Source organism: Oxynema mangrovii CENA135, from assembly GCF_016632315.1.
GTDB lineage: Bacteria > Cyanobacteriota > Cyanobacteriia > Cyanobacteriales > Laspinemataceae > Oxynema > Oxynema aestuarii.
This window is the reverse complement of the sequence record NZ_JAEOXH010000001.1, coordinates 2,301,488-2,324,503: the sequence shown is the minus strand read 5'-3', so window position 1 is coordinate 2,324,503 and position 23,016 is coordinate 2,301,488. Positions and strand designations below refer to the sequence as shown.

Below are 23,016 nucleotides of genomic sequence, written 5' to 3'. Positions count from 1 at the left end.
CAAACCTGATTTTCACTCCCTAAATAAATGCACCGATCGCCTCGTGCAAGAACACTTCGCTAACCTAGAGATCCAAAAAGAGTAAAGCCACATCCAAGAAAACCCTTTCTCAAAAACCCGTTTAAATGGCCATGTATTCTCAACCCCAGAAAACGATGAACCCAACTCAATATCAACTCTCCCTCAGCTTTGAACAAGTATTGAGCCTCGTCAAACAACTACCGGAGGCTGACAAATTAAAACTCAGTCAAGCCTTATCCAAAGACTTGCTAGATAGCCAACTGACTTATCTTTTCCAATCCTTCAAGACTGATGAAATTTCCTTAGCCGAAATCACCGAAAAAGTCGAAGCGGTGAGGACAGAAATGTATGACCACCAAACCACCCATTTTTGTGCTTTCTAATCCAGCGACATAGAAACCGGATTTCTGGAAATTTGGCTACAATAGTATCAACCCTTACCCCATCCTCAAGATGACATTCACCACCGATACTCCGGTAACTTGGCAATACCTAGACATTGATGCTCAAAATCAGGCAACCATTGCCAATAGTCGCGTTTCAGTTGCCCAACTGATTCAAGAAAAACACGCCCACGGCTGGAGTCCAGAAGAACTGCACTTTCAACACCCAGAAATTTCCCTAGCTGCCATTTATTCTGCCCTCAGTTATTACTACACCTATCAAACCCAAATTGATGCTCAAATTGCTCAAGAACAGGAAGAAATCCAGAACCTGCAAGCTGATTTAATTACAATGGGAGTCGGTCATCATACTGCCGATTTTAAACAAAGGCTTCAGCAAAAACGGCAGCAGCAAGGATGAAAATGGCAATCTCTTACTATTTCGATGCTCCAGTCCATCGAGCGATTAAAATTGGTTTACAACTGAGAGGGGTTAAGGTTCTGACCGCTCAAGAAGACAATAATAGTAGTGCTATTGATGAAATAATTTTAAGTCGTTCTGTGCAACTCAAGCGTCCTCTGGTAACCACAGATCGCGATTTTTTAGTTTTAGCTAAAAATTGTGTTGCTCAAGGTGAAGCGTTTACAGGGATTTTCTTTTTAAGTCCCAAAGTTTCCATTGGTTATGCGATAGAAGAGTTAGAGGTTTACGCCAAAATTGGAGAATTAGAAGATTTCGCCAATTAAGTAATTTTTGTTTGATGTTGAACTGCCGCCGCTTTATCCATGAGAGGAAAAGCCATGAACTTTGTTGTTTGCATCAAAAATACAGACTATGCCGCTTCCCTAGAAGTTCGCAAAATCTATCAAGTCTTACCCGACTCAAAAGCGAATAGTCATCAAATGCTGCGAATCATTGATGAATCAGGGGAAGATTACCTCTATCCTAACTCCTATTTTATGCCTATTGAACTATCCCCTCCTCTTCAACAAGTTCTGGAAATGTCTTAGGTTCGGTAGAATCAAAGAAACCGGGTTTCTTTCAGGGTTTCTGTATCCTAACCGAGATATCCATAGAAACCCGGTTTCTCGGCATTTAGCTACAATCGGATGAGTTAGCATAAATCGGGGAGAATTAGACATCAAGCCCAAGTCAGAGGGACTCATGAATATAGAACTCGATCGAGAAACAGAAGCCTGTTTCGTCGAAATTTTAGCCCGGGAAAAAACGACTAGAGATGAATTGATTAAATGCTTGGTTCAAGAACGCTGGTTGAGTATTACAACCCCGCAGAACCATTGTCGAAAGACGTGGGGGACATCCCGAACATCTGTTAGAAGATGCACCACCTGATTTATCAGAACGGGCTAATCGCAAAAAGGCGATCGCCGATTCTTTGCAAAAGAAACATATTTAATACAATTTACAATGACCTACTATCCTGTAATTCTTGTAGATAGTGAAATTTTAGTCCCTTACTACAGAAGTAGGGTGGGTATTGCCCGCCCTACTTTGCTACTCTTTGGTTAATAAGTTTCCCTCGAAATAGTTCCTAAAAATCGATACTCAGAGGGGCGCGGGGGAAGGGAATCACATCTCTAATATTGGTCATTCCGGTCATGAACTGCACCAACCGTTCGAACCCCAAACCAAACCCGGCGTGGGGGACGGTTCCGTAACGGCGTAAATCCAGATACCACCAATAATTCTCCGGATTTAACCCTTGTTCCCGGATGCGGCGTTCTAACACGTCGAGGCGTTCTTCCCGTTGGGAACCGCCGACAATTTCGCCGATTTTTGGTGCTAAAATATCCATCGCCGCTACAGTTTTGTTGTCGTCGTTCAAGCGCATGTAAAATGCCTTGATTTCGATGGGATAGTCGGTGACGATCGCGGGTTTTTTAAACAACTCTTCGGCGAGATAGCGTTCGTGTTCCGACTGCAAATCCAAGCCCCATTCTACGGGAAACTCGAATTTTTTCGAGGCTTTTTCTAAATATTCGATCGCCTCGGTATAGGTAATCCGCTCGAATTCGTTGTTAATAATATTGTCCGCCGTGGCTAACACCGAATCGTCAATGCGTTTGTTGAAAAACTCCATATCTTCCGGGCAGTTTTCCAACACCGATTTAAAAATATACTTGAGAAACGCTTCCGCCAAGTCCATATCTTCGGTGAGGTCGCAAAAGGCCATTTCCGGTTCGACCATCCAAAATTCGGCTAAGTGGCGGGACGTGTTCGAGTTCTCGGCGCGAAAGGTCGGCCCGAAGGTATAAACATTACTGAAGGCCATCGCCATCACTTCCGCTTCCAGTTGGCCGCTTACAGTGAGATAGGCGGGCTTGCCGAAAAAGTCGTTTGTATAATCGATCGCCCCGTCCTGGGTTCGCGGTACGTTGTTGAGATCCAAGCTAGTGACGGCGAGCATTTCTCCGGCGCCTTCGCAGTCGCTGGCGGTGATAATCGGGGTGTGCATCCACAAAAAGCCCCGTTCTTGGAAAAATTGATGGATGGCGTGGGAGGCGGCGTTACGAACCCGGAAGACGGCGCCGAGGGTGTTGGTGCGCGATCGCAGGTGACCGATAGTTCGCAAAAACTCGAAGGAATGCCGCTTTTTCTGCAAAGGATAGGTTTCGGGGTCGGATTCCCCGTAAAGGGCGATCGCGCTGGCTTTGAGTTCGATGCGCTGTCCTTTGGCGGGGGATTCCACCACGGTTCCGGTGACTTCCACCGACGCCCCGGTGTTGAGCGGTTTGAGGAGGTCTTCGTAATCCGGTAAGCTGCGATCGAGGACGACTTGCAAGTTCGCCATCGACGAACCGTCGTTAACCTCGATAAAGGCAAATTCTTTTAACTCTCGTTTGGTCCGTACCCACCCGCGAACGGTAACGGTTTCGTCGGGTTGGCTACTGCGTAAAATTTCAGCAATCCGTCGCTTCATAATTTAGATAGATCGATCGCCACACGCTAAGGGTTTTCAATGGGGAGATCCCCCTCAATCCCCCTTCACAAGGGGGACTTTCGGACTTTGGCAACAGGTTGGGATTGGGGAGATCCCCCTAAATCCCCCTTAATAAGGGGGACTTTGATTCGGTTTTCCGGTTTCAACACGTCTTGGTTGGGGGAGATCCCCCTAAATCCCCCTTAATAAGGGGGACTTTCGGACTTTGGCAACAGGTTGGGATTGGGGAGATCCCCCTAAATCCCCCTTCACAAGGGGGACTTTCGGACTTGAGTCGGTCGAACCGTTAAAAAAGGGGGTCTTTGAGATTTTCCCCCCTTCTTAAGGGGGGTCAGGGGGGATCTCTACGATCGCCCGTCAACCGCTACACGATTTCAGGATCCAGCCTACAACAATGCCGAGACCCCCAAAGCGTACCGCCTGCCAAAATGGTTCTTTGAGGGTTTTCCAGGAAAACAGTTGACTTTCGAGGTGGATTTCCAAGGTTTCGATCGCCGCTTCGATGTGTTCTAACTCTTCTTTGAGTTCCCGGCGGTGGGAGCGATCGCCTTTCGGCGTCTGTTTCGCCTCCCGGCGCACGTCTTCCCGTCGCTGTTTTAACTGCTCTATTTGCTCGCGATCGCGCCGAACGTCACTGTAGCGCTGTTTGAAGCGATCGAGCGCCTGCTCGACTTCGGCTAAGGCGCGATCGAACTCGTCGAATTCTTCAGATTCGGGGCGATCGCGGTGGGGATCGGGCGGTGAACTCATCCGGAAATTGCAAAAATCGTTAGATTTAGAATAAAGCGAAATCAGTTCGTCGATCGCGACGATCGATCCTAATTGTCTCAATTGAGGTGCACCATGGCGCAAAACCTTTCCGCCAAACCCTTGACATCTGACGGATTCCAAAGTCCCCTGGCGCAAAAGACACAAGATCTCAGCACCTTGGAACTCGCGCAAGCCTTAGCCGAACGCCTCGCCCTCGTCGAGCGAGATTGGCACAAACTCAAGTCAAATCGAGCCGTGCGCGCTCGGGAACAAGTGGCGGCGGCCTTGGTCTTCTTGCTCAAAGACAACCCGAAAGAAGCCCTCGCACGGTTGCAACAGGCGACCGGATGGCTCGACCGCTCGATTTCGGCTCCTCCTTGTCCGACTCACGGCGATCGCGCGTCCAAGAGCCCGTCTTAAGCTTCGCCGCTCGATCGCGCTTGGGCTACCAAACTAAGGGCAGGCGCGATCGACGAGTGAATTTTTTACAAAGTTTTAACTCGGTTCCATCGTCATTCCAATGGACGCGATCGAAAATTTGATGTAGAATGTATAATCCGCGACCGCATTCTCCTTCTTCATGGGGTATGTCCTCATCGAATTGAGCCGTCGGACACGGACAGGGACAGGCAAAGCCACAGCCTTGATCGGCGATCGCCCACCAATATTCATTTCCTGTTGTCGTAAACCGGACGACTACTCGCTTGCTCGGATCGAGCTGGTTGCCGTGTTTGGCTGCATTAACTAACGCTTCTTGTAATCCCAGTCGGACTTCGGCGTGCCATTGTTCGGGAATATCCGCCAACAGCAGGTCCAAAATCGGACATAGATATAAGGTTGAAGCAAAACTAATCGTATTCCAAGTACGCCCTACTGGACGAGGTGAGATCGCAATCACTGAAAAAACCCCGCAGTTTTTAGGTGAATGGACAGGGAAAGGTTAGAGTCGGAACTCGGAAAATTTCCGTTCGGTCGATTTACACCCAAATGGTCAAAGCCACTAAAATGCCGTTCGTGAGTTCGAGGTCGATCTTGGAACCGAAAGTCGAGAAGGAAGGCCGGATTAGGGAACTTGCCTGTTTGGCGATCGCCCCTTGCACAGGGGTTTGCCAAAATGGGATCTTCAGGTCGTCGGGTCATTTGACCCTCGATCGCGTCGCACGTTACAGGCGATCGAGTGAATCTCCACTAAATAATATTTAAGCGCTAAATTATAACCCTTGGCAAGCTTTTCCCTCGCTGATGTCGGTGCCGTCTCTTCTAAACTTTTGACCCCAAGTTCATCCCCGGGTCAACCGGACTGTTTTCCCAGTTGCGGCGATCGGTGCGTGCGTTCTAGACGATCCGATCCCCAATGCACTCGGATCCGATCGAACTAGATAAAACCACTCATGTTCGTCACTCTCATTTGGTTCTCTCTTTAATTTTATCCAACTCTCCAAACGATTGCAGGAAAAACTTGGGATTGTAGAAAACCCCATCGATCTTTCCCGGAGTTTCTACCCCGAACTCAGCCTTCCCTCGGCTGGCAATTGTTAAGAAAAATAGCTGGCTCTCCTGGAAGGGAAGAGCGATCGCGCCCTTCGCAACCGGATCGCATCCCCTGGAAAAACAGGTCGGTCATAGCTTCTCGGTCAGATTTGCACTTGATGAAAACTTTTTAACTGAATCTTTTTTTAAGTCTTGTTAAGAATATAACAAATAGACTACATTTGTCTATGCAAACCCCTCGAAGGAGTAGGCTTTTGAACCCTTTAAAGGTTTTGACTTTTGCGGGATTGACTGGCCCATCGATAAGTATAAATAATCATCGACACCGATCCCCACCGGGAGTTCAGTCTCGCGAATCGCCCCCGCGTCCCGGCGCGATCGCCCGAGCTGTTTTAGAAAACAAAATTACGATTTTTGTGTTACAATTAAAAAGGGTAAATTGATAAAAATCATTGTTTTAAAAACAAAAATTGAGTAATACATTCATACTTCAAATCTGCAAAAATCTAAAATTTAAAACTTAAAATCTAAAATCTAAAATCCCAAATGACTGAAACATTTGTGCGTCCCACCGATACGATCTCCGGTAGCTATTGGATCTGGCGCGATCGCCCCATTTACTGGGTCGGCGCAGGCGATCGGATCGGGGATCGCCCCCCCTTACTGCTGATCCACGGCTTCGGCGCCTCCACCGATCACTGGCGCAAAAACATCGCCGAATTGCAAAAAGACTTTCAAGTATGGGCGATCGACCTGATCGGCTTCGGGCGATCGGCCAAACCCGATTGGGTTTACAGCGCCGATCTGTGGCGGGATCAACTCCACGACTTCATCCAAACCCAAATCGGGCGGCCCGTCGTCCTCGCAGGCAATTCCTTGGGAGGTTACGCCTCATTATGCGTCGCCGCCACCCGTCCCGAATCCGTAGCCGGGGTCATCTTGCTCAACAGCGCCGGACCGTTCACCTCGACCGAACCCGTCGCCGAACCCACCCCCAGGCGTAAACTGGCGAAAACGGCGCTCAAGTGGGTTTTTCGACAAGATTGGGTGAGTTTTGCCATTTTTCAGTGGACCCGGCGGCGATCGGTCATTCGCAAAACCCTGTTAAAAGTGTATCTCGACCAAAGTGCCGTCACCGATCGCCTCGTCGAAGAAATTTACCGTCCCTCGTGCGATCGCGGCGCCGCCCGTGTCTTTGCTTCAGTCTTCAAAACCCCTCAAGGGGAAAAAGTAGATGCCTTACTCGATCGCATGAACTGCCCCCTATTAACCCTGTGGGGTCAAGGGGATCCCTGGATGAACGCCCGCGATCGCAGCGCCCGCTTTCGCCAACACTATCCCCAACTGAGCGAACATTTCCTCGATGCGGGTCACTGTCCCCACGACGAAATCCCCGATCGCGTCAACACCTTAATGCGCGAGTGGATCCTCGCCGAAGTCGCCCCTAAATACTAAATCTCATGTGAAGGCGAGGATTTAACCACTCCTCGACAGGTTCTTCCCCTTCCAAATGCTCGGTGACGATCCGTTCGATATACTCCGGTTTAATCCGACAGTACCAAACATTATCGGGGTTGACCTTCACCGTCGGTCCGCAACTACACTGACCCAAACAGCCACTGGGATTGACAGTGACCCCCTCGGGCAAATCCGCAGTTTCAAAGGCTTTGAGAACGGCTGCGGAGCCGTTGCGGCGACAGGAATCGTGTTGACAAATGGAGATCGCTCGATATTTCGGCGATTTCGGCGGTTGCTTGTCCATAAACATTACAAATCGTTACATTTACGATCTTAACCTTTCCGTTCCGAGCCGGGGCGATACGGCGGAGCCGTCGCTTTGCGAACGCGCCGGGGAGACCTAACCCTAGGGAAGAGCGCCAGATCGACTTTTGTCCCTAAATCTGAGAAAATTTTTCCGATCCGACCGTGCGATTTGAGCGAACCTCAACTCAAGTCCAAAGCAACGAAAGCGCGATCTGGCTTTGCCGTCGCCGCACGAACACCCGATCGCGGCCCGCCCCCCAGGTCGATCTTTCCAGTCAACAGGGAATCAGTGACGACGAAAAGGGGGACTCTAACGAACGGCGATCGGTCTGGGATCGAGATAAACCTGTCAACTTTACACGATAAAATTAATGGCGATTGACGCCATTTCACTATACGTCGAACCTACGGACGCTATGCCTAAAACAGTTGCCGATGTCATGAGCCGCAATCCGATCGCGGTCAATCCCGAAACCCCATTAGACGAGGCGATTAAAATCCTCGCCGAGCGCCGGATTAGCGGTCTGCCCGTGGTCGATGAGAACGGTCAGCTCGTCGGGATCCTCTCCGAAGGAGACTTGATGTGGCGCGAAAGTGGCGTCACCCCGCCGCCTTACATCATGTTGCTCGATAGCGTCATTTACCTAGAAAATCCCGCCCGCTACCAGCGCGAACTGCACAAAGCCCTGGGGCAAACCGTCGGGGACGTCATGAGTAAAAAGGTATTGACGGTCTCCCCGGACAAACCTTTAAACGAGGCGGCGCGCTTGATGCACGAAAAAGGCGTTCACCGTCTGCCCGTCGTCAACGATCGCAACGAAGTCGTCGGGATCTTGACCCGGGGAGATGTCGTCCGGGTGATGGCTTCGGGAAACTCATAAACTCTTCGAGATCGGGTTTGAGGTGACTCGGATCCGTTCGCGTTCGCGCAGCGTGCGCCTTGCGCTTAGCGACGGCTCCGCCGTATCGCCCCGTCGAAAACCTCGGCAAATCCCTCTAAAAACGAGTTTTTGAAAAATTTGAAAAATTGGGCATGGTATGGCGCGATCGCGCCTTGAGTTGGCCGACAGAGCTTTCTAACCGTCTCGAAAGCGGTCAGATCCCCCCCGACCGCTCGTCCCCGGATCGAGATCGCGCTCCCACTCCATAACAAAACAACCATAGAAGCATGAGTATTACGCCAGAATCTGTTAAAACCCTGCTCCAATCGGAAGATTTGGGCGATCGCATCAAAGGCGTCAACCAACTGCGCCAACTCGATCGCGCCACTGCCTTCGACCTCGTGCAGGGGGCGATCGGCGATCGCAGTCCCCGCATTCGCTATGCAGCCGTCAGCCAGATGGCCCATCTCGGCGTGGAAAACCGCGAATTGTCGTTAACAGTTTTGCGCGATCGCCTGCTCAACGACTCGGAAGCCGACGTACAATCCGCCGCCGCCGATGCCCTCGGCGCCTTGCAGTTAACCGAAGCCTTCGACGAATTGCGCCACCTCTACGAAACGACGCAAGAATGGTTGCTCAAATTCAGCATCGTCGCCGCCTTGGGGGAATTGGGAGACGATCGCTCCTTCGAGATCCTCGAAGATGCCCTTAAAAGTGACGAAGAACTGGTCAAAACCGCCGCGATCAGCTCCTTGGGCGAACTCGGCGATCGCCGTGCCACCCCGTTACTGCTCCCCTTCGCCACCGATCCGGACTGGCAAATCCGCCACCGTCTCGCTCAAGCCTTGGGCCGACTCGGCGGCGACGAAGTGCGCGCGACTTTAGAAACTCTCGCCGAAGATGAAGTCGATTTAGTCGGACAAACCGCCCGCAGTTATCTCTAGGTGACCCTCGGGCGATCGCGCCGTTCTCGATCCCGATTCAACTCGATTCGGATTAATTGAGAATTTTGAGAATCGCCCGATCGCGCCCCGCCTGTTTCGCCTGATACAGAGCCTTATCCGCCGCCGCGATCGCCTGGGTTTCGCTCGTTCCCGGATAAGGAACCATCGTCGCCACCCCCAAACTCAAGGTGACGAAGGGGCTGACCGTCGAACTCTCGTGGGCGATCGCCAGGTGGCGCACCCCCATACGAATTTTTTGCGCCACGTAAAGCGCCGCCGCCGCTTCCGTCCGAGGTAAAATCACCGCAAATTCTTCCCCACCGTAACGCGCCACGAAATCCGTCGGATAACTCGCCGCCTGACGCAAGGTACGGGCAATCTCCTGCAAGCAGCGATCGCCCGCCTGATGGCCGTAAGTATCGTTGTAGCGCTTAAAACAATCCACGTCACATAAAATCAGCGACAAATAAGCGCCGCTTTGAGCCAGTTCGTGCCAGTGGCGTGCTAAAGTCTGGTCGAAACCGCGCCGATTCCCGACTCGGGTCAGACCGTCGAGAAACGCCAGACGCCGCAGTTCCTGGTTGGCGGCTTCCAGTTCGCGATACAGTCGCGCTTGTTCGAGCAACCGTCGCACGCGCTGGCGCAATACGGCCCAGTGAATCGGTTTGGTGACGTAATCGACCGCGCCGACTTCAAAGGCGCGGTCCACAGAATCGTTATCTTCTAATCCGGTAATCATCAAGACCGGGGTGCGATCGCTCCCTTGCAGGCGCTGCAATTCCAAACAACAATCAAAACCGTCCATCATCGGCATGATCGCATCGAGTAACACCATGTCCGGTTTGCGTTCTTTGTAAACTTGTAGCGCTTCCAAACCGTTAACGGCGGTCGCGACGCGATAGCCCTGATTGTGCATGACCGTGACGAGCATATTGCGAATCGCTCGGTCGTCATCGACGATCAGGATTAACGCACCTTCTCCGTCTTCCGATTGGAGGGTTAACCCGTTCTCGACAATGTCCACACCACGGCGAGTGAGGGGTTCGAGTTCCCCTGCATTTTTCGAGTTGGTATGGCAATCTGCTAAGGAGCGCATTGTTATTGTTAATAATCCCAATCTGTTTAAATCATACCTATTTAAAATTGGCCGTGCCGCGATCGCTTCCCCCGTTTCCGGCGATCGTGCGATCTTCTCTTCCGTGACGGCGATCGCATCCCTTTCAAATATCGATGGCTTTCCCCTATTTAAGGGGTGAGACAATGGAGGGGTCATACCCTCATTTCTGGGATTGAATCCGTGCGATCGCCGCAGGGGAAATACCGATCGCGTACGCACGGTGTCCTTCGAGTCCGTGCATTTTTTCTAATTTTTAGCCATCGTAGAGGCGATCGACACTCAGGAGAATCTCGGAGTCGTCCCCTCAGAATTACGGATCTTTCTCTCTATAAATTCTGTGAATTTACCCAGAGCGATCGAGATCGTCCGGCGTCCACTTTTGGCCTTTCCCACGATGGGGAAGCCGCGATCGCAATCCTGAAAAGCTATCGTAACTTTTAAGCTTTTTTTAAACTATTTTCCTGATTTTTAGACCTCCGTCAAAAATTATATCATTGCTTCTCTCCAGGGGGGAAACTCCGAGAAAAATTGATTGAGATCGATTCAAAACTTTAGAAAAACTTTAACGAATCTTGTTAAATTCCCCATCGGTTCGCGGGCGATCGCTCCGAAGCGGATTCGCAGAAGTTGCGCGAGACCGTCGTCCCGGTCAGGGGGCGATCGCCCTCCTCGCCCACTTCCACGAGCCTTTTGTGAGAACCTGGCGCGCCTGGGTTGTCTCCTGAAACCTCAGCCGCCTCGGCGTCATCTTCATTGAACCGCTTCGATCGCGCCGTCCCCGGAAGCATTCGCGATCGTCATTTTTGCCCTCAAAAAATAACCAGCAAGGCGATAGGGAGCGGTCGCAAATCATCGACAATTGCCGAAAATTTATTTCTAAAAATTAACGATATTAGAACCCCTCGATCGCCTCAATTGTAAACAGTTGAAAAAAAAGAATCTCAAACCCAGGATCGACCCTTAAAATAGAGTTGAAATGCTGGAATTCCAACGTTGGCAGCGAGCAGACCCCCCGCAGCTCAGAACTTTAGCGCTTCCCGAGAACGGCTGCCCAGAACGCCAGTCTTTTACTGCGGCGAAGGTCGATCCCGTCGCGCGAATCAGGTCGTCTACAAGCCTTCATCTCCATCGGTGAAGCGATTTTCAGCGATCGCCAGCCGTCCGGAGGAACCGCAACAGGACAATAAAATTCTTTAGGTTATACATCGAGCTAAAGCCAGACGAGATTATGATCATCGAAGACGAAGAACTGAGACTGACCTTTAAAGTCGCAAGTGAAGAACACTTGCAGAAACTCGATGAAGGCTTGTTGTACTTAGAAAAACATCCCGAAGATCGAGGCAAACTGGAAGAATTGATGCGGGAAGCCCACAGCCTCAAAGGAGATGCCGGGATGTTGGGCGTCAAAGATATTGCCACCTTAGCCCACCAGTGGGAACATCTGCTCGGGAGTGTCAAACGGGACGAAACGACCCTGACCCCAGAGATTTGCGATCGCCTCTACCACGGCTTAGACGCCATTCGCAAGCTCGTCAACGAAGCCGTCACCGGAGAAAATGCCCAGGTCAATACCTTCTACGTCCTGGCAGAGTTGATGGGGGCCAAAGACCATCCCGCCGAGGAATCCAGCGCCGCAACCCAGGCGCCTGCCAAGAAAACCCCCCCCCGACCCCAAGACGAGACCTCCCCAGAAGCGACCCCCGCGATCGCCGAAACTGAGGAAACCCACGAGGATGCCGCAGATCGGGGCGATCGCGAAACAACTGCGAACGATCGCCACCCCGAAGAACGCGACCAAGGGAACCCCGCGCCGCCCCCGGTCGCCGCCGAACGCCCCCAAAACGACGCTCAAACCCCGCCCGGCGAACCGGAGGCGATCGCCGCCCCAGGCGAACCCGCCCAAACCCAAACCCCGAAAAACACCGGGGGTCACCTGACCCGCGCCAGCGAAAAACACCCCACCAAAACCGAAACCGCCACCAGCGAATATCGAATCGACACCATTCGCGTCGAAACCCGGCACCTCGACGCCTTGATGACCCAAGCGGGAGAACTCACCGTTACCAAAATTCGGATCGCCCACCGCTTGGCGGAAGTCGAAGACATCGTTTCCTTGTGGGAGGAATGGTCCCGGGATGCCTTTCTCAACCGCTTTGCTCTCGAAGAAGTCGGACGGGGCAATCGTAACGGCGCCTTCGATCGCCTCAACGGCTTTTTCCATCGCGTCGAAGAACGGCTCGAACGCCTGGGGGACCTCGTCACCGGAGTGCGAAATGCAGTTTACGAAGACAATACCCGACTCGATTTAATCGCCGACGAACTCGAAGAAGGCATTCGCACCTTGCGCTTGCTGCCCCTGTCGAATATTTTTAACTTGTTCGGACGCATGGTCAGGGATTTAGCCAAACAGCAAAGCAAGCGGGTCGAACTGGTCGTCGAAGGGGGAGAAACCCGCGCGGACAAGCGCATTCTCGAAGAAATGAAAGATCCCCTGATGCACATGATTCGCAACGCGATCGATCACGGGATCGAAACCCCCCGCGAACGAGAAGCCCGAGGCAAACCCGCCGTCGCCACCATTCACCTCAAGGGATATCAAAACGCAACCAACATCCTGATCGAAGTCAGCGACGACGGTCGGGGCTTGGATGTGGAGAAAATCAAGCAAACTGCCCTCCAGCGCGGGATCGTCCGGGAAGAAGAACTCGCCACCATGAGCGTGCAGCAAGTGCAGAACTTGATTTTTGCCCCCGGATTCTCGACGCGCACGTTCGTGACCGAAGTCTCCGGGCGCGGGGTCGGTCTCGACGTGGTGCGGGCGAATGTGGAGCGCCTCAAAGGGACGATTCAGGTCGAATCGACTCCCGGCGCGGGCTGTAGCGTGCGAATTCAGTTGGGAACGACCCTCGCCACCGCTCACGTGTTGTTGGTGTCGGTGGAGGGGATTGCTTATGCGTTACCCGTGGAGTTTATTTATATGGCTCGCCTGGTTCCCCAGCGCGAGATTTTCGCGATCGAAGGTCGGGACACGATTTTATTTGACGATCGCCCCATTTCCGTGGTGCCGTTGGTGGAGTTGTTAGAATTGCCCGCACGGGCGAATGCCGAGCGATCGCGCCCCCAAGAAGAAACCTTGCCCTGTATTGTTTTGCAAGTCGGTTCCGAACGTCTCGGGGTCTTGGTCGATGCCCTCGTGGACGAGCAAGATGTCGTCCTCAAAGCCCAGAGTAAATTACTCAAACGGGTGCGCAATGTTTCCGGGGCGACCATTTTAGGGACCGGGGAAGTCTGCATGGTGTTGAATCCCCAAGATTTGATCGAGTCCGTGCGCCAAAAGTATCCCGCGATCGCCGATCCGACCCCCGTCGCGGAAACGAGCGACCAGCGATCCTCAATTCTACTCGTGGAAGATTCGATCGCCACGCGCACCCAAGAAAAGCGGATTCTCGAAGCCGCAGGTTATGAAGTCGTCGCCGCCGTCGATGGAATGGATGCATTGAACAAGCTCGATACCCGCCGCTTTGACGCGATCGTTTCCGACATTCAAATGCCCAATCTCGACGGTTTGGGGATGACGGCCAAAATCCGAGAAAATCAAAAATACAGCGAAGTGCCGATTATTTTAGTCACCTCTTTAGCTTCCGATGACGACAAACGTCGCGGTTTGCAAGCGGGCGCCAACGCTTATATTACAAAAACGAGTTTCAATCAAGAAGTGTTGCTCGAAACCTTGCAACGACTGATTTAATTTCGTTGGCTGGAGCAAGTTCGAGGTCGATCGCAGCCGTTCTTGATTCGACGCTTCGCGCACCTTGAACGATGGAATATGAACAAAAAACCGATTCGCGTATTATTAGTCGAAGATTCGCCCGTAGCGACTTTGATCCTCAAAAGATTACTCGATGCTGCCCCAGAAATCGAGATCGTGGGAACGGCGCGCACCGGGGTCGAAGGGTTGGAATTGATTCCGAAACTTCGACCGGACGTGATCTGTACGGACCTGCACATGCCCAAAATGGACGGGCTGGAGTTTACCCGGGAAGTGATGGCCAATTTTCCCCGCCCGATTTTGGTGATTAGTTCTTCGGTTCAGGCGGAAGATACCCACAATGTGTTTAAGTTGCTCAAAGCGGGGGCCGTCGATGTCTTTCCCAAACCCCGCGATCGAATGCTCTGCCAAGGGGATCCTCTCGCCCAAGAGTTGATTACTAAAATTAAGATCCTGTCCGGGGTGGCGGTGTTTACTCTCCGACGGCGCCAAGAACCCGATACCGAACCGCCGCGATCGAAACTGACCTCACCGAAATCTAGTCCGGGTTTAAATCCAGTCAAACCGAGCACTCCAGTCTCTTCGCCGTGGAGGAAAACGCCACCCCCCCCTTCCCCTCGTTTGGGAACGCCGCCCCCTCGACGCCGCCCGTCCGTCGAACCGAAACCCGAGGTCGTCGAGAGTCAGCGCGCGACCCCCTACATCCGCATGGTGGCGATCGGGGCCTCGACGGGGGGACCGCAAGCCCTCCACGCCATCCTGACTCAACTCCCCGCAAATTTCCCGGTTCCGGTGGTCTGCGTGCAACATATCAGTCACGGCTTTTTGCAAGGGTTGGTGGATTGGCTCAATTCCGAATGCGCCCTCACGGTGACGATCGCCCAAATGGGTCAACGACCTCAAGCGGGACAGGTTTATTTTCCCCCGGAAGGCAAGCATTTGGAATTAGACCGATCGGGGCAGTTTTGGTATTCGAGTGCGCCGCCTCTCTCCGGTCATCGTCCCTCGGTCACGGTGACTTTTGAAGCGGTGGCCAAGTGTTACGGGCGATCGGCCCTCGGGATTTTACTGACGGGAATGGGTCGCGACGGCGCCGACGGAATGGACGCGATCGCCCGCAATGGCGGCGTCACGATCGCCCAAAATGAAGCCACTTGCGTCGTTTTCGGAATGCCGAAGGAGGCGATCGCCCTCGGCGCCGCTCGCTACGTTCTCCCGATTAACGATATCGCCCCGATACTGCTCGATAAGATTGTGGTCCATCGGTTGTAATCTGGAAAGGGTTGGAAGTGAGAATTTTGTAGTCCGATGATTTCGACTGCCTAAAGCATGATGAAAAATTGTAAGGTATTTAAATTTTTCTCACTTTTTTTGGACTCGATCGATGTTTTATACTAATTTTCCAAAACCTCGATGGAGATGGATCGCCTGTAGGGAAACGGCAGTGCCGTGTCCCTAACCTCGCGCGCTCTCATCATGTTTGAAAAATGGTATTACTTCAGATAGAATGGCGATCGCCCCTACGGAGTGTTTTCAAGCATTCAATACCCACAATCGGTGAGAACTTGAGAAAGTCGTCCCAGAAGTGAGCGCCGAAGGTGGCGATCGCCGTGGGAGGGACGAGGGGTTGAAGCCAACGAACGGCCTTAAATCCAACCGTTCGGAAAGCTCGTTCGTAAGTTGTGCGACTTAAGTGATAATTGACAATCTCGAAGGTTTCTCCCTCCAGGAAAAAGGTTAATGTTATCGGCGTCCCTTCTTCAAGGGGTTGAGTGACGCCCTTGATATATCCGTATTTTGCGCAGTCTTGATAAGAGATTGGATCTTGCTCGCTATTGTCATTAATCGTGACGAACCGACCGTCGGACTTGAGATGGTCGAAAATAACCCGACACATTTGCAAAAGTTGTCCTTGAGTTTGGGCGTAATTGAGCAGATAGGACGCCACGACCAAATCGAAGCGATCGAGCGAAGCCAATTCCAAAACATCGGCCACTAAATAGTCAATTCCGAGCGGATTTTCACGTTCTTGGGCTTTAGCCAATTCAATCATCGCCGAGGAGATATCGACGCCGAGGACTCGGGAGGCACCCCGTTGTTTGAATTTTCGCGTGTAGAATCCTTCGCCACAGCCGAGGTCGAGGATGGTTTTCCCTTCCAAGGGGCCTAAGAGATTGAAATACGTATATTCTTCTACTTGTCGGTAGGGTAGTTGTTTCGAGCGTTGATAAGGTTTGGCGATCGTGTCGTAGTAGGCTGACATGGCTCCTTCCTCATCTTCTGTTTAGTTTGATGTAGGAATGGGTTGATTTTTAGAAAAAATCAGCCTCTTTCTTCTATTATCCCTCCATTTTTAGTTTTGAATTGCCGTGGATTGGGGTGGGGCGATCGTCTCTCGTTTGCTCTCGATCTAACCCCGGCGCCGGATGTGTCAATAGTGCGAAGGGGGCGATCGTCGAACTCGACTTGATATTTAGCTCTATGATTGAAGGGGGGATCTTCAACATATCTTTATAATTTAGTGGAGAAGAGATAAAGAGTTTTGTTGTATATTCGGATCGGGACAAGACCAAGGTCATCGGGTGGCGGCTTGATTCCGCAGGTTAGGTTATCTCCTTTAGGAGTGAACAAGATTGAGCGGGAGTTGAGGAAGATGGGGGAGCGAGGGGCTGATTTGTTGGAGGTATATTTTAGAGATTAGGTGTAAGATTTGAGTGCGATCATTTACTCCAGTTTGTAAAGAAAAACAATGCCCGAATGGTTACTGCAACTTAATGATTTAAGAACGCTGGAAAGCCCTGAAGGAATAGCTTTGTTGTTTTAGAATTTAAGTTTTTAATATTCATCGCTTTTGAAACTAAAAAAGCTCTATTTAGATTGTAAAGAGATGAGGTAGCTAATCGTGTCCAAAAAGAAGAAGAAAAAAAAAGAAACTCCTAGCGAGTATTACCAGTTAAGTTTTGACCTCTTTCCTGAACACTCTTCCAACTCCTTAAAGGTTAACGAATTGGATAATACTTTGGGTTCAGATATTTCTAGTGAAGGCAAGCAAAACAAGAAAAAAAATAAAAAAAATTCTGACTTTGTAAAAGAGATAAAGCCTTCTATTTCTGAAATTTCTCCGCCCCGAAAAGTAACCGCTAGTCTAGATAATCACATAATTGAAAAGTCTCATGAAAAAAATAAAAGACTTTTTTTACCTGTGACTTATGAAGAGATCAGAAATGAAGTTAGAAGTGGCGAAAAAAAATCTAGGCTTCCTGATGTAATCGTTCCTCTTCCAGAGTTTGAAGCCAAAATTATTCAAATAATAGCAGATATTAAAAGTAGCGGGCATTTGGTCTTTTTATATGGGCCATCTGGTGTAGGAAAATCGACTTTTATTATTTCTCTTGAATTTCAAGGACATATTCCAATTAAAGAAATATTTTCTGTTGATACTACAAAATTAGTTGAAAATGATAATCCTAGTTTAAAACTTCAAAAATTATTTCAAGAAATTAATCAAAAAGCCAGAACTTTTTTTGAAAAAAATACCAGTGAAGGTCCTAAATTGTGTATTGTTATTGATTACCTTGAAAATGTCAATGGGCAAGATAAAAACATAATCAAAGCTTTTTTTCGCGATTTGAATGGCCTATTACGTAAGTATGGAATTTTAATCATTTGGCCTGTAACCGTTTTTGAAGACTTGGAAAATATGAGAGATTTTGCTAAAAGTTTTTCTACTACTATGTTTCATCGTAGGATTCCTGTTATAAACTTTACCGGCCCACCACTCTCAAAATATCCAAGTATTGCAAAAAATACAATAAAATTTTTTAATGATGGGAAAGAGTGTTATGAGTTTCAATTGCATGACGATGATTTTGAATCTTTAAAAGAAACCTACAAAGAAAAACCGTCCACTGAACATAAAATTAGAGATTACTTGCAAGACGTAAAAGGAATTTGGGAAGATAGAACAAACTATGTGGATAAAATTGCAGAAGCTATTCCTAAACCAACTGAAGTATGGTTTATATTCCCTTATCCTGAAGCGGAATCTGTTGTTGCACGTTTTGCCAAACAAATTCCTGAAAGTATTACCGAGATGTGGAATGCAGAGTATAACCCCTTACAACCATATATACAGGAACACACACAGAGAAAGGCAGAGTGGCCTAGCCGTCGTTTAACTTTAGCCTTAAATAGTACAATGCTAACCACAAAAATAATGTACTTACCAACTAATTCATTAATTAGCTGCATTGTTGCTTATTCAAAAGAAGCAGGGATTAACATTTCCTCAGAGGATTTTAAAGATAAGAATAAATACAACGTTCCATCTCATTGGTTTGGGAAATCTCATGCCCGAAATACACTAAAAAGAACTCCTTTATTTTTGCAATTAGCTGGACAAAAATTTACCACAGGTAAAAGAAAAAGTGGAAAAGTAAAAGAAGGACTCGATAATGCCAAGAAAGCTTATGAAAAATTGAATCAGGATATATCTTCTGGTAAAACTAAAAAACTTAGCGATCAGCGACTAAACAAAGCAATTTTTCTTGCTCTTAAGGATACATTAGACGAAACAGATTTTCAATTCTATTGTGAAGATGTTCATTCTTATCTTTCTGGAATTAAACCAGATATAATAATAGAAACTAAAGAAAAATTTATTTGTCTAGAATTTTGCTATACTGTAGATAGTACGCCAGGCAATCTCGCTAACTACGTTCTCACTAAATTAAATAAATACATGACTCAGTTGAACTATAGATTCAATATTGACACAATGTTGTAATTATAGTTACTTCATTTGTTACGACATCAATCAATCTCTGAATTGCTGACTAACCATTACCATGACCCACTGGCTAGGCATCAGCAATCCCAAATACTATCGGCTCCGTGCCGGTATCCAAGACTTTGAGCGGATGCCTTGGCTAGTCACGCGCGATCACCATGCTGGTTTTTGTGAATTGGCTTGCGATCTCTTTTCCAGATAACTGCCAGTTCCGACAAATCCGACAACCTTGCCCGACAGCCGATCACAACGGCCTACCTGTTCCCCAGTTACAATCCTTGTAAGTAGGGAAATTTTAAGAACTACAACGACGCTCTCCTCAACCGAAGATCGTCGATTTGGGCATGACCGATACGGAATATCTCAAAAAGCTCGAATCCGACACACCGAGTCCGGATTAACGTGGGTTTTAATGTCTTTCTCTCTCTCAACCCTAAGTCACCACTCTAACTAACTCTATTTTTTGAGGCCCGCCCCGCGTAAATTTACGCACCCCTCACCAACTCCCCATCCACAAACCGCCACCCCTCCGGCATCCAAATTATGCTTATTTTTTGGGGATTGTAACTTGAATCGAGATTAGCAAATATGGTAGGATTAGCCAATAAAATTAATTGTTTACAAAAGTTTTAAAAGACTCAAGTCTAGTCCAAATAACTGCTACTTCAGTCATTCAATGAATGAGGAAATCAGCGTATAGAATATTTTTTCTATGCTTTTTTGAGGTAAAATCTATATTTCCAAATCATCATTGCTATTGACTCATGAGTGCTACCGAGTTTACGCAGTTAAATTTATTAGAATTACCCGACTTACCTTATCAACATCCTGATGTTCCCCTTCAGACCACGATTACAGTCAATGCGATCGAACTGTTTGCAGGGGCGGGGGGCTTAGCATTGGGATTGGAGAAAGCCGGATTACATACTCAAGCGTTAGTCGAAATCGATAAAGATGCGGTTGCCACCCTACAATACAACCGACCTCATTGGAAAGTCATTCATGACGATGTATCCCGAGTTTGTTTTCAAGATATGTCGGCGGATGTAGTAACAGGTGGATTTCCCTGCCAAGCTTTTAGTTATGCCGGGAAAAAACTAGGGCTTGAAGATACGAGAGGCACCTTATTCTATGAATTTGCCCGATGCGTAAAAGAAGTCCAACCTAAACTATTTTTAGCTGAAAATGTTAGGGGATTAATTAGTCATCGAAAAGGTGAAACTCTCCAAGCGATTATATCGGTATTGGAATCCCTCGGTTATCAAGTCCAATATCGTTTACTCAATGCCGTCAATTATGACGTTCCTCAAAAACGCGAACGAGTCATCATCATTGGAACTCGCCCGGGGATTACCTTTCGTTATCCCCAACCTTCGGATAAAATTCTCACCCTCCGCCATGCACTGAAAGACGTTCCCCCTTCAGAAGGAATGAAATACAGCCCGAAAAAAGCTGCAGTTTTAGCATTGGTTCCGCCGGGAGGATGTTGGCGACATTTACCGGAAGATATTCAGAAAAGTTACATGATGAAAAATTACTACTTAGGAGGTGGTAAAACAGGAATCGCACGGCGTATTGCTTGGGATGAACCGAGTTTAACACTGACTACTTCTCCTTCACAAAAACAAACCGAACGCTGTCATCCTGACGAAACCCGACCCTTTACCGTCCGGGAATATGCTAGAATTCAAACTTTCCCCGATGATTGGCAGTTTATGGGTGGTATTGGCTCTCAATACAAACAAATTGGCAATGCAGTTCCAGTGAATTTAGCTTATCATTTGGGACGAGCCATTCTCCATGCTTTATCTCATGAATCCTAGCCCCGTCAATCTGGCTAAAATGATGTTTTTTGTGGTGCAATTTGCCTTTGTTTACAAAACAGTTAGAAAGCTTTATTAAAAAGAGATTCAAAGGCCAATTTTTCCGAAATACTCAATTCAGCGCTAGAGGTTAAATTACTAATAACTTTGGGTAAAACCTCAAAAAGCATCTTCAAAGATTGTTCGCAATCTGTCGCTAAATCGTAAAAGTCTTGACCGCTTATTTTCCTGATTTTTTCGTTTCTTGTTCTTGGCTGCTTAGTTTTATTGTCGGAAGGAGTGAAACAATCATTGTAGTGCTTTTTTGAAGACGGTATTATTTCTACATAATACGCTGTAAATTGATGATATTTTGGTCGAGATAAAGAGTCAAGTAAAGTATCGTAAATCCTAACTTTATCGCTTCCTTTGGTGGTATTGTATTTATTTTTAATTTCGGCAATGATTCGTTTATTGGGATTGCAAATATCTATCGTTTGACCGACCCCAAGATTTTGCCATCCGTTGAGGTTACCCAGAATTTCTTGATGAAAGTAACCGATTGAATTTTGTAAACTTTTTTGTGCTTGTCGGATTTTTTCTTTCTCAATCCACTTATCGTAGCTGATGCTGGATAGAGAAACCTCAAATAAGGCGGAAAACGGATCGATGACGTTTTTATGAATGTCCGTTGTTGCTTGAGCTTTGCGAAAAGCTGACAAGACGTTACTAACGGCTGCTTCTAATTTGCTGTCAGTAATATAAGGTAAATATTGATTTTGATTCGTCATAAAAGTGCGATCGCCGAACGAATTTCTGCATTAGACGGTATCACGCCAAAATCTAAGGGTCAATGAGATTGGCCGGAGAAAATTCAGTTGTTAATTCCAACGAACGAGGCTATAGTGAGAGGGTGGCTTGCACTTTATAGGTGGTGGCACGATCGCCCCCCGATCCCCCCCTGGCTCCCTCCCGCTAATTCCGGGTCGGCCTCGTAGTCCGGACAATCGCCATCACAACCTTCTGGACGAACCGCGTAAACTAACCCCCAACGACGAGCGCAGGGGAGCCGATGGGACCGTGCTAAGCGATACTGCCGCGCTTGCGAGCTTCCTTATACGAAATCCCCACATTGGTCAATCCCGCCTTAATCATTTCCCGCTCTAACAAGGCAAAGAAACGAGCCCGATCGCCGCCACGAACCACCGCTTGATTGTGAGCCTCCGCCAGGGCAACCGGATAGCCATATCCTTTGTGAACTTGTCCCAACACCAAACTCAACGCCATTTCAAAAGTTTCTCGATCTTGTGCCACCCACTCCGGAACATCCACCCGCGCCACCTCCGGACCGACATGCAAGTAACAAAAATAAACACGGTGGCGATCGTCGTATAAATCCAAAATCCGCGACGAACTGCGCCATAACGGGCTACGCTGTCCCGGTTCCAACACCGACGCCCAAAACGTCGCATCTCGTAATGGGTCGAACACCTGACACGGCGCTTTATTCTCGTAAGACCGCGCGATCGCATCCGCATCGATCGGACAGTGAGTGAAACAGTCCGGATGGTCGTAGGGACAGGCTTGCAAGCGCAAAAAGCTCAACGCTTCCCCACTGCGGGACGCACTTAAATAGCCCACTAATGGCACCTGCGCCACTCGCAGGCGTTCCCACGCCGATAAAATACCCGACAGAATCTCGTGGCGGGCGTCAGTCGGGAGGGGTTCCAAAAACCAGTACACTAACGAACCGTCTACCATTGCTAAAATAGGCACGGCGGTTGACGAAGAGTCTTCCCCGGCTTGCTGCGATCGCCACCAACACCCCAAATCAGCTAACGCCGTCGCTTCGGAAACCGCCCGCCGATACCCCATCCACTCTTCCGTTCGGATTCCCCATTTCAACGATCCGTACAAATCCTCGGGTTTGTAAAACACTTCGGGCAAGCTATCGAGTAAAGGTAACCGACTTTGACCGTAGTGCAGTAAAACCCGACCGATATTAATCAAATAACAATAAGCAATTTCGTGATGAGAAGGGGCGATCTGAGAACCGTCCGTCGCCAAAACCGTTTGTACCTGCGGCGGCGTGGCGATGTAGGGGCGGATATCGAGGGGTTCGACGGGAACCGCCGGAGAAAAGGCCATCCGATCTTGCCAGTCTTCCCGTTCGGCAATCAAAATGGCTTGGCGCTGACTGGCTCGATCGAGTAGTATTTGAGCTTGTTCCAAGCGCGATCGCGCCGCTTCCGCTTCTTTGGTCAAATGCTGGCTAATTCCCTGCATTTGCCGCGCAATTTTGTTTAAATCAAGCATTTAGATTTTAGATTGAGACGGTGAGC

21 protein-coding genes are annotated in these 23,016 nt (G+C 49.0%); 12 read left to right on the top strand and 9 right to left on the bottom strand.

Features of this window, described 5'->3' with window-relative positions:
- Positions 1-131 precede the first annotated feature (131 nt).
- From vap15 to JJD41_RS09150, 4 genes are all read left to right on the top strand, one after another.
- Positions 132-404: a type II toxin-antitoxin system VapB15 family antitoxin gene (vap15, locus tag JJD41_RS09165; protein WP_234488563.1), complete on the top strand. Its 273-nt coding sequence runs from the start codon at positions 132-134 to the stop codon at positions 402-404.
- Between the two features lie 70 nt (positions 405-474).
- Positions 475-825: a DUF433 domain-containing protein gene (locus tag JJD41_RS09160; protein WP_200665645.1), complete on the top strand. Its 351-nt coding sequence runs from the start codon at positions 475-477 to the stop codon at positions 823-825.
- Between the two features lie 2 nt (positions 826-827).
- Entirely contained in the window at positions 828-1,151 is a 324-nt protein-coding gene (locus JJD41_RS09155; RefSeq protein ID WP_234488562.1) for a DUF5615 family PIN-like protein, read from the top strand.
- Positions 1,152-1,205: 54 nt separating this feature from the next.
- Positions 1,206-1,415, top strand: a complete 210-nt coding sequence (locus JJD41_RS09150) for a hypothetical protein (RefSeq protein WP_200665643.1) — start codon at positions 1,206-1,208, stop codon at positions 1,413-1,415.
- A 542-nt stretch (positions 1,416-1,957) separates the two neighbouring features.
- Here JJD41_RS09150 and asnS read toward each other — a convergent pair.
- Both asnS and JJD41_RS09140 read right to left on the bottom strand, forming a co-directional pair.
- Positions 1,958-3,349 (bottom strand): asparagine--tRNA ligase, encoded by a 1,392-nt coding sequence (gene asnS, locus JJD41_RS09145; RefSeq protein WP_370583824.1) that lies wholly within the window; start codon positions 3,347-3,349, stop codon positions 1,958-1,960.
- Positions 3,350-3,724: 375 nt separating this feature from the next.
- Positions 3,725-4,117, bottom strand: a complete 393-nt coding sequence (locus JJD41_RS09140; RefSeq protein WP_200665641.1) for a sll0565 family protein — start codon at positions 4,115-4,117, stop codon at positions 3,725-3,727.
- Between the two features lie 93 nt (positions 4,118-4,210).
- On the opposite strand from JJD41_RS09140, the gene JJD41_RS09135 reads away from it, so the two are divergent.
- Positions 4,211-4,537 (top strand): DUF6439 family protein, encoded by a 327-nt coding sequence (locus JJD41_RS09135; protein ID WP_234488561.1) that lies wholly within the window; start codon positions 4,211-4,213, stop codon positions 4,535-4,537.
- A 25-nt stretch (positions 4,538-4,562) separates the two neighbouring features.
- Here the strand turns inward: JJD41_RS09135 and JJD41_RS09130 are convergent, their stop codons facing one another.
- The gene (locus JJD41_RS09130; protein WP_200665640.1) at positions 4,563-5,015 is read right to left on the bottom strand and encodes an ATP-binding protein; all 453 of its coding nucleotides are present in this window, start codon (positions 5,013-5,015) and stop codon (positions 4,563-4,565) included.
- A gap of 1,139 nt (positions 5,016-6,154) precedes the next feature.
- On the opposite strand from JJD41_RS09130, the gene JJD41_RS09125 reads away from it, so the two are divergent.
- Entirely contained in the window at positions 6,155-7,063 is a 909-nt protein-coding gene (locus JJD41_RS09125; protein ID WP_200665639.1) for an alpha/beta fold hydrolase, read from the top strand.
- Here JJD41_RS09125 and JJD41_RS09120 read toward each other — a convergent pair.
- Positions 7,053-7,370 carry a (2Fe-2S) ferredoxin domain-containing protein gene (locus tag JJD41_RS09120; protein ID WP_200665638.1) on the bottom strand — a complete coding sequence of 106 codons (318 nt, stop codon included), beginning with the start codon at positions 7,368-7,370 and terminating at the stop codon, positions 7,053-7,055. The genes JJD41_RS09125 and JJD41_RS09120 overlap by 11 nt on opposite strands.
- Positions 7,371-7,788: 418 nt before the next feature.
- On the opposite strand from JJD41_RS09120, the gene JJD41_RS09115 reads away from it, so the two are divergent.
- Entirely contained in the window at positions 7,789-8,253 is a 465-nt protein-coding gene (locus tag JJD41_RS09115; protein ID WP_200665637.1) for a CBS domain-containing protein, read from the top strand.
- 287 nt (positions 8,254-8,540) lie between these two features.
- A complete protein-coding gene (gene nblB / locus JJD41_RS09110; RefSeq protein ID WP_168569574.1) occupies positions 8,541-9,197 on the top strand; it encodes a phycobilisome degradation protein NblB in 657 nt (218 codons plus the stop codon).
- A 52-nt stretch (positions 9,198-9,249) separates the two neighbouring features.
- Here nblB and JJD41_RS09105 read toward each other — a convergent pair whose 3' ends face one another.
- Positions 9,250-10,470, bottom strand: coding sequence for a GGDEF domain-containing response regulator (locus tag JJD41_RS09105; RefSeq protein WP_370583768.1), 1,221 nt, complete (start codon positions 10,468-10,470; stop codon positions 9,250-9,252).
- Between the two features lie 419 nt (positions 10,471-10,889).
- Positions 10,890-11,102, bottom strand: a complete 213-nt coding sequence (locus JJD41_RS24720) for a hypothetical protein (protein WP_234488560.1) — start codon at positions 11,100-11,102, stop codon at positions 10,890-10,892.
- A gap of 440 nt (positions 11,103-11,542) precedes the next feature.
- On the opposite strand from JJD41_RS24720, the gene JJD41_RS09100 reads away from it, so the two are divergent.
- Together JJD41_RS09100 and cheB are read left to right on the top strand one after the other, a co-directional pair.
- On the top strand, positions 11,543-14,062 hold the full coding sequence (locus JJD41_RS09100) for a hybrid sensor histidine kinase/response regulator (RefSeq protein ID WP_200665635.1): 2,520 nt from the start codon (positions 11,543-11,545) through the stop codon (positions 14,060-14,062).
- A 78-nt stretch (positions 14,063-14,140) separates the two neighbouring features.
- Positions 14,141-15,355 carry a chemotaxis-specific protein-glutamate methyltransferase CheB gene (gene cheB, locus JJD41_RS09095; protein ID WP_200665634.1) on the top strand — a complete coding sequence of 405 codons (1,215 nt, stop codon included), beginning with the start codon at positions 14,141-14,143 and terminating at the stop codon, positions 15,353-15,355.
- A gap of 226 nt (positions 15,356-15,581) precedes the next feature.
- Here cheB and JJD41_RS09090 read toward each other — a convergent pair whose 3' ends face one another.
- Entirely contained in the window at positions 15,582-16,346 is a 765-nt protein-coding gene (locus JJD41_RS09090; RefSeq protein ID WP_200665633.1) for a class I SAM-dependent DNA methyltransferase, read from the bottom strand.
- A 639-nt stretch (positions 16,347-16,985) separates the two neighbouring features.
- Here JJD41_RS09090 and JJD41_RS09085 point away from each other — a divergent pair.
- Both JJD41_RS09085 and JJD41_RS09080 read left to right on the top strand, forming a co-directional pair.
- Entirely contained in the window at positions 16,986-18,869 is a 1,884-nt protein-coding gene (locus tag JJD41_RS09085; RefSeq protein ID WP_200665632.1) for an ATP-binding protein, read from the top strand.
- 767 nt (positions 18,870-19,636) lie between these two features.
- The gene (locus JJD41_RS09080; protein ID WP_200665631.1) at positions 19,637-20,695 is read left to right on the top strand and encodes a DNA cytosine methyltransferase; all 1,059 of its coding nucleotides are present in this window, start codon (positions 19,637-19,639) and stop codon (positions 20,693-20,695) included.
- Positions 20,696-20,757: 62 nt separating this feature from the next.
- Here the strand turns inward: JJD41_RS09080 and JJD41_RS09075 are convergent, their stop codons facing one another.
- On the bottom strand, positions 20,758-21,465 hold the full coding sequence (locus tag JJD41_RS09075) for an Eco47II family restriction endonuclease (protein WP_200665630.1): 708 nt from the start codon (positions 21,463-21,465) through the stop codon (positions 20,758-20,760).
- A gap of 292 nt (positions 21,466-21,757) precedes the next feature.
- Complete coding sequence (locus tag JJD41_RS09070; protein ID WP_200665629.1) at positions 21,758-22,990, bottom strand: DNA double-strand break repair nuclease NurA; 1,233 nt, start codon at positions 22,988-22,990, stop codon at positions 21,758-21,760.
- Positions 22,991-23,016: the final 26 nt, after the last annotated feature.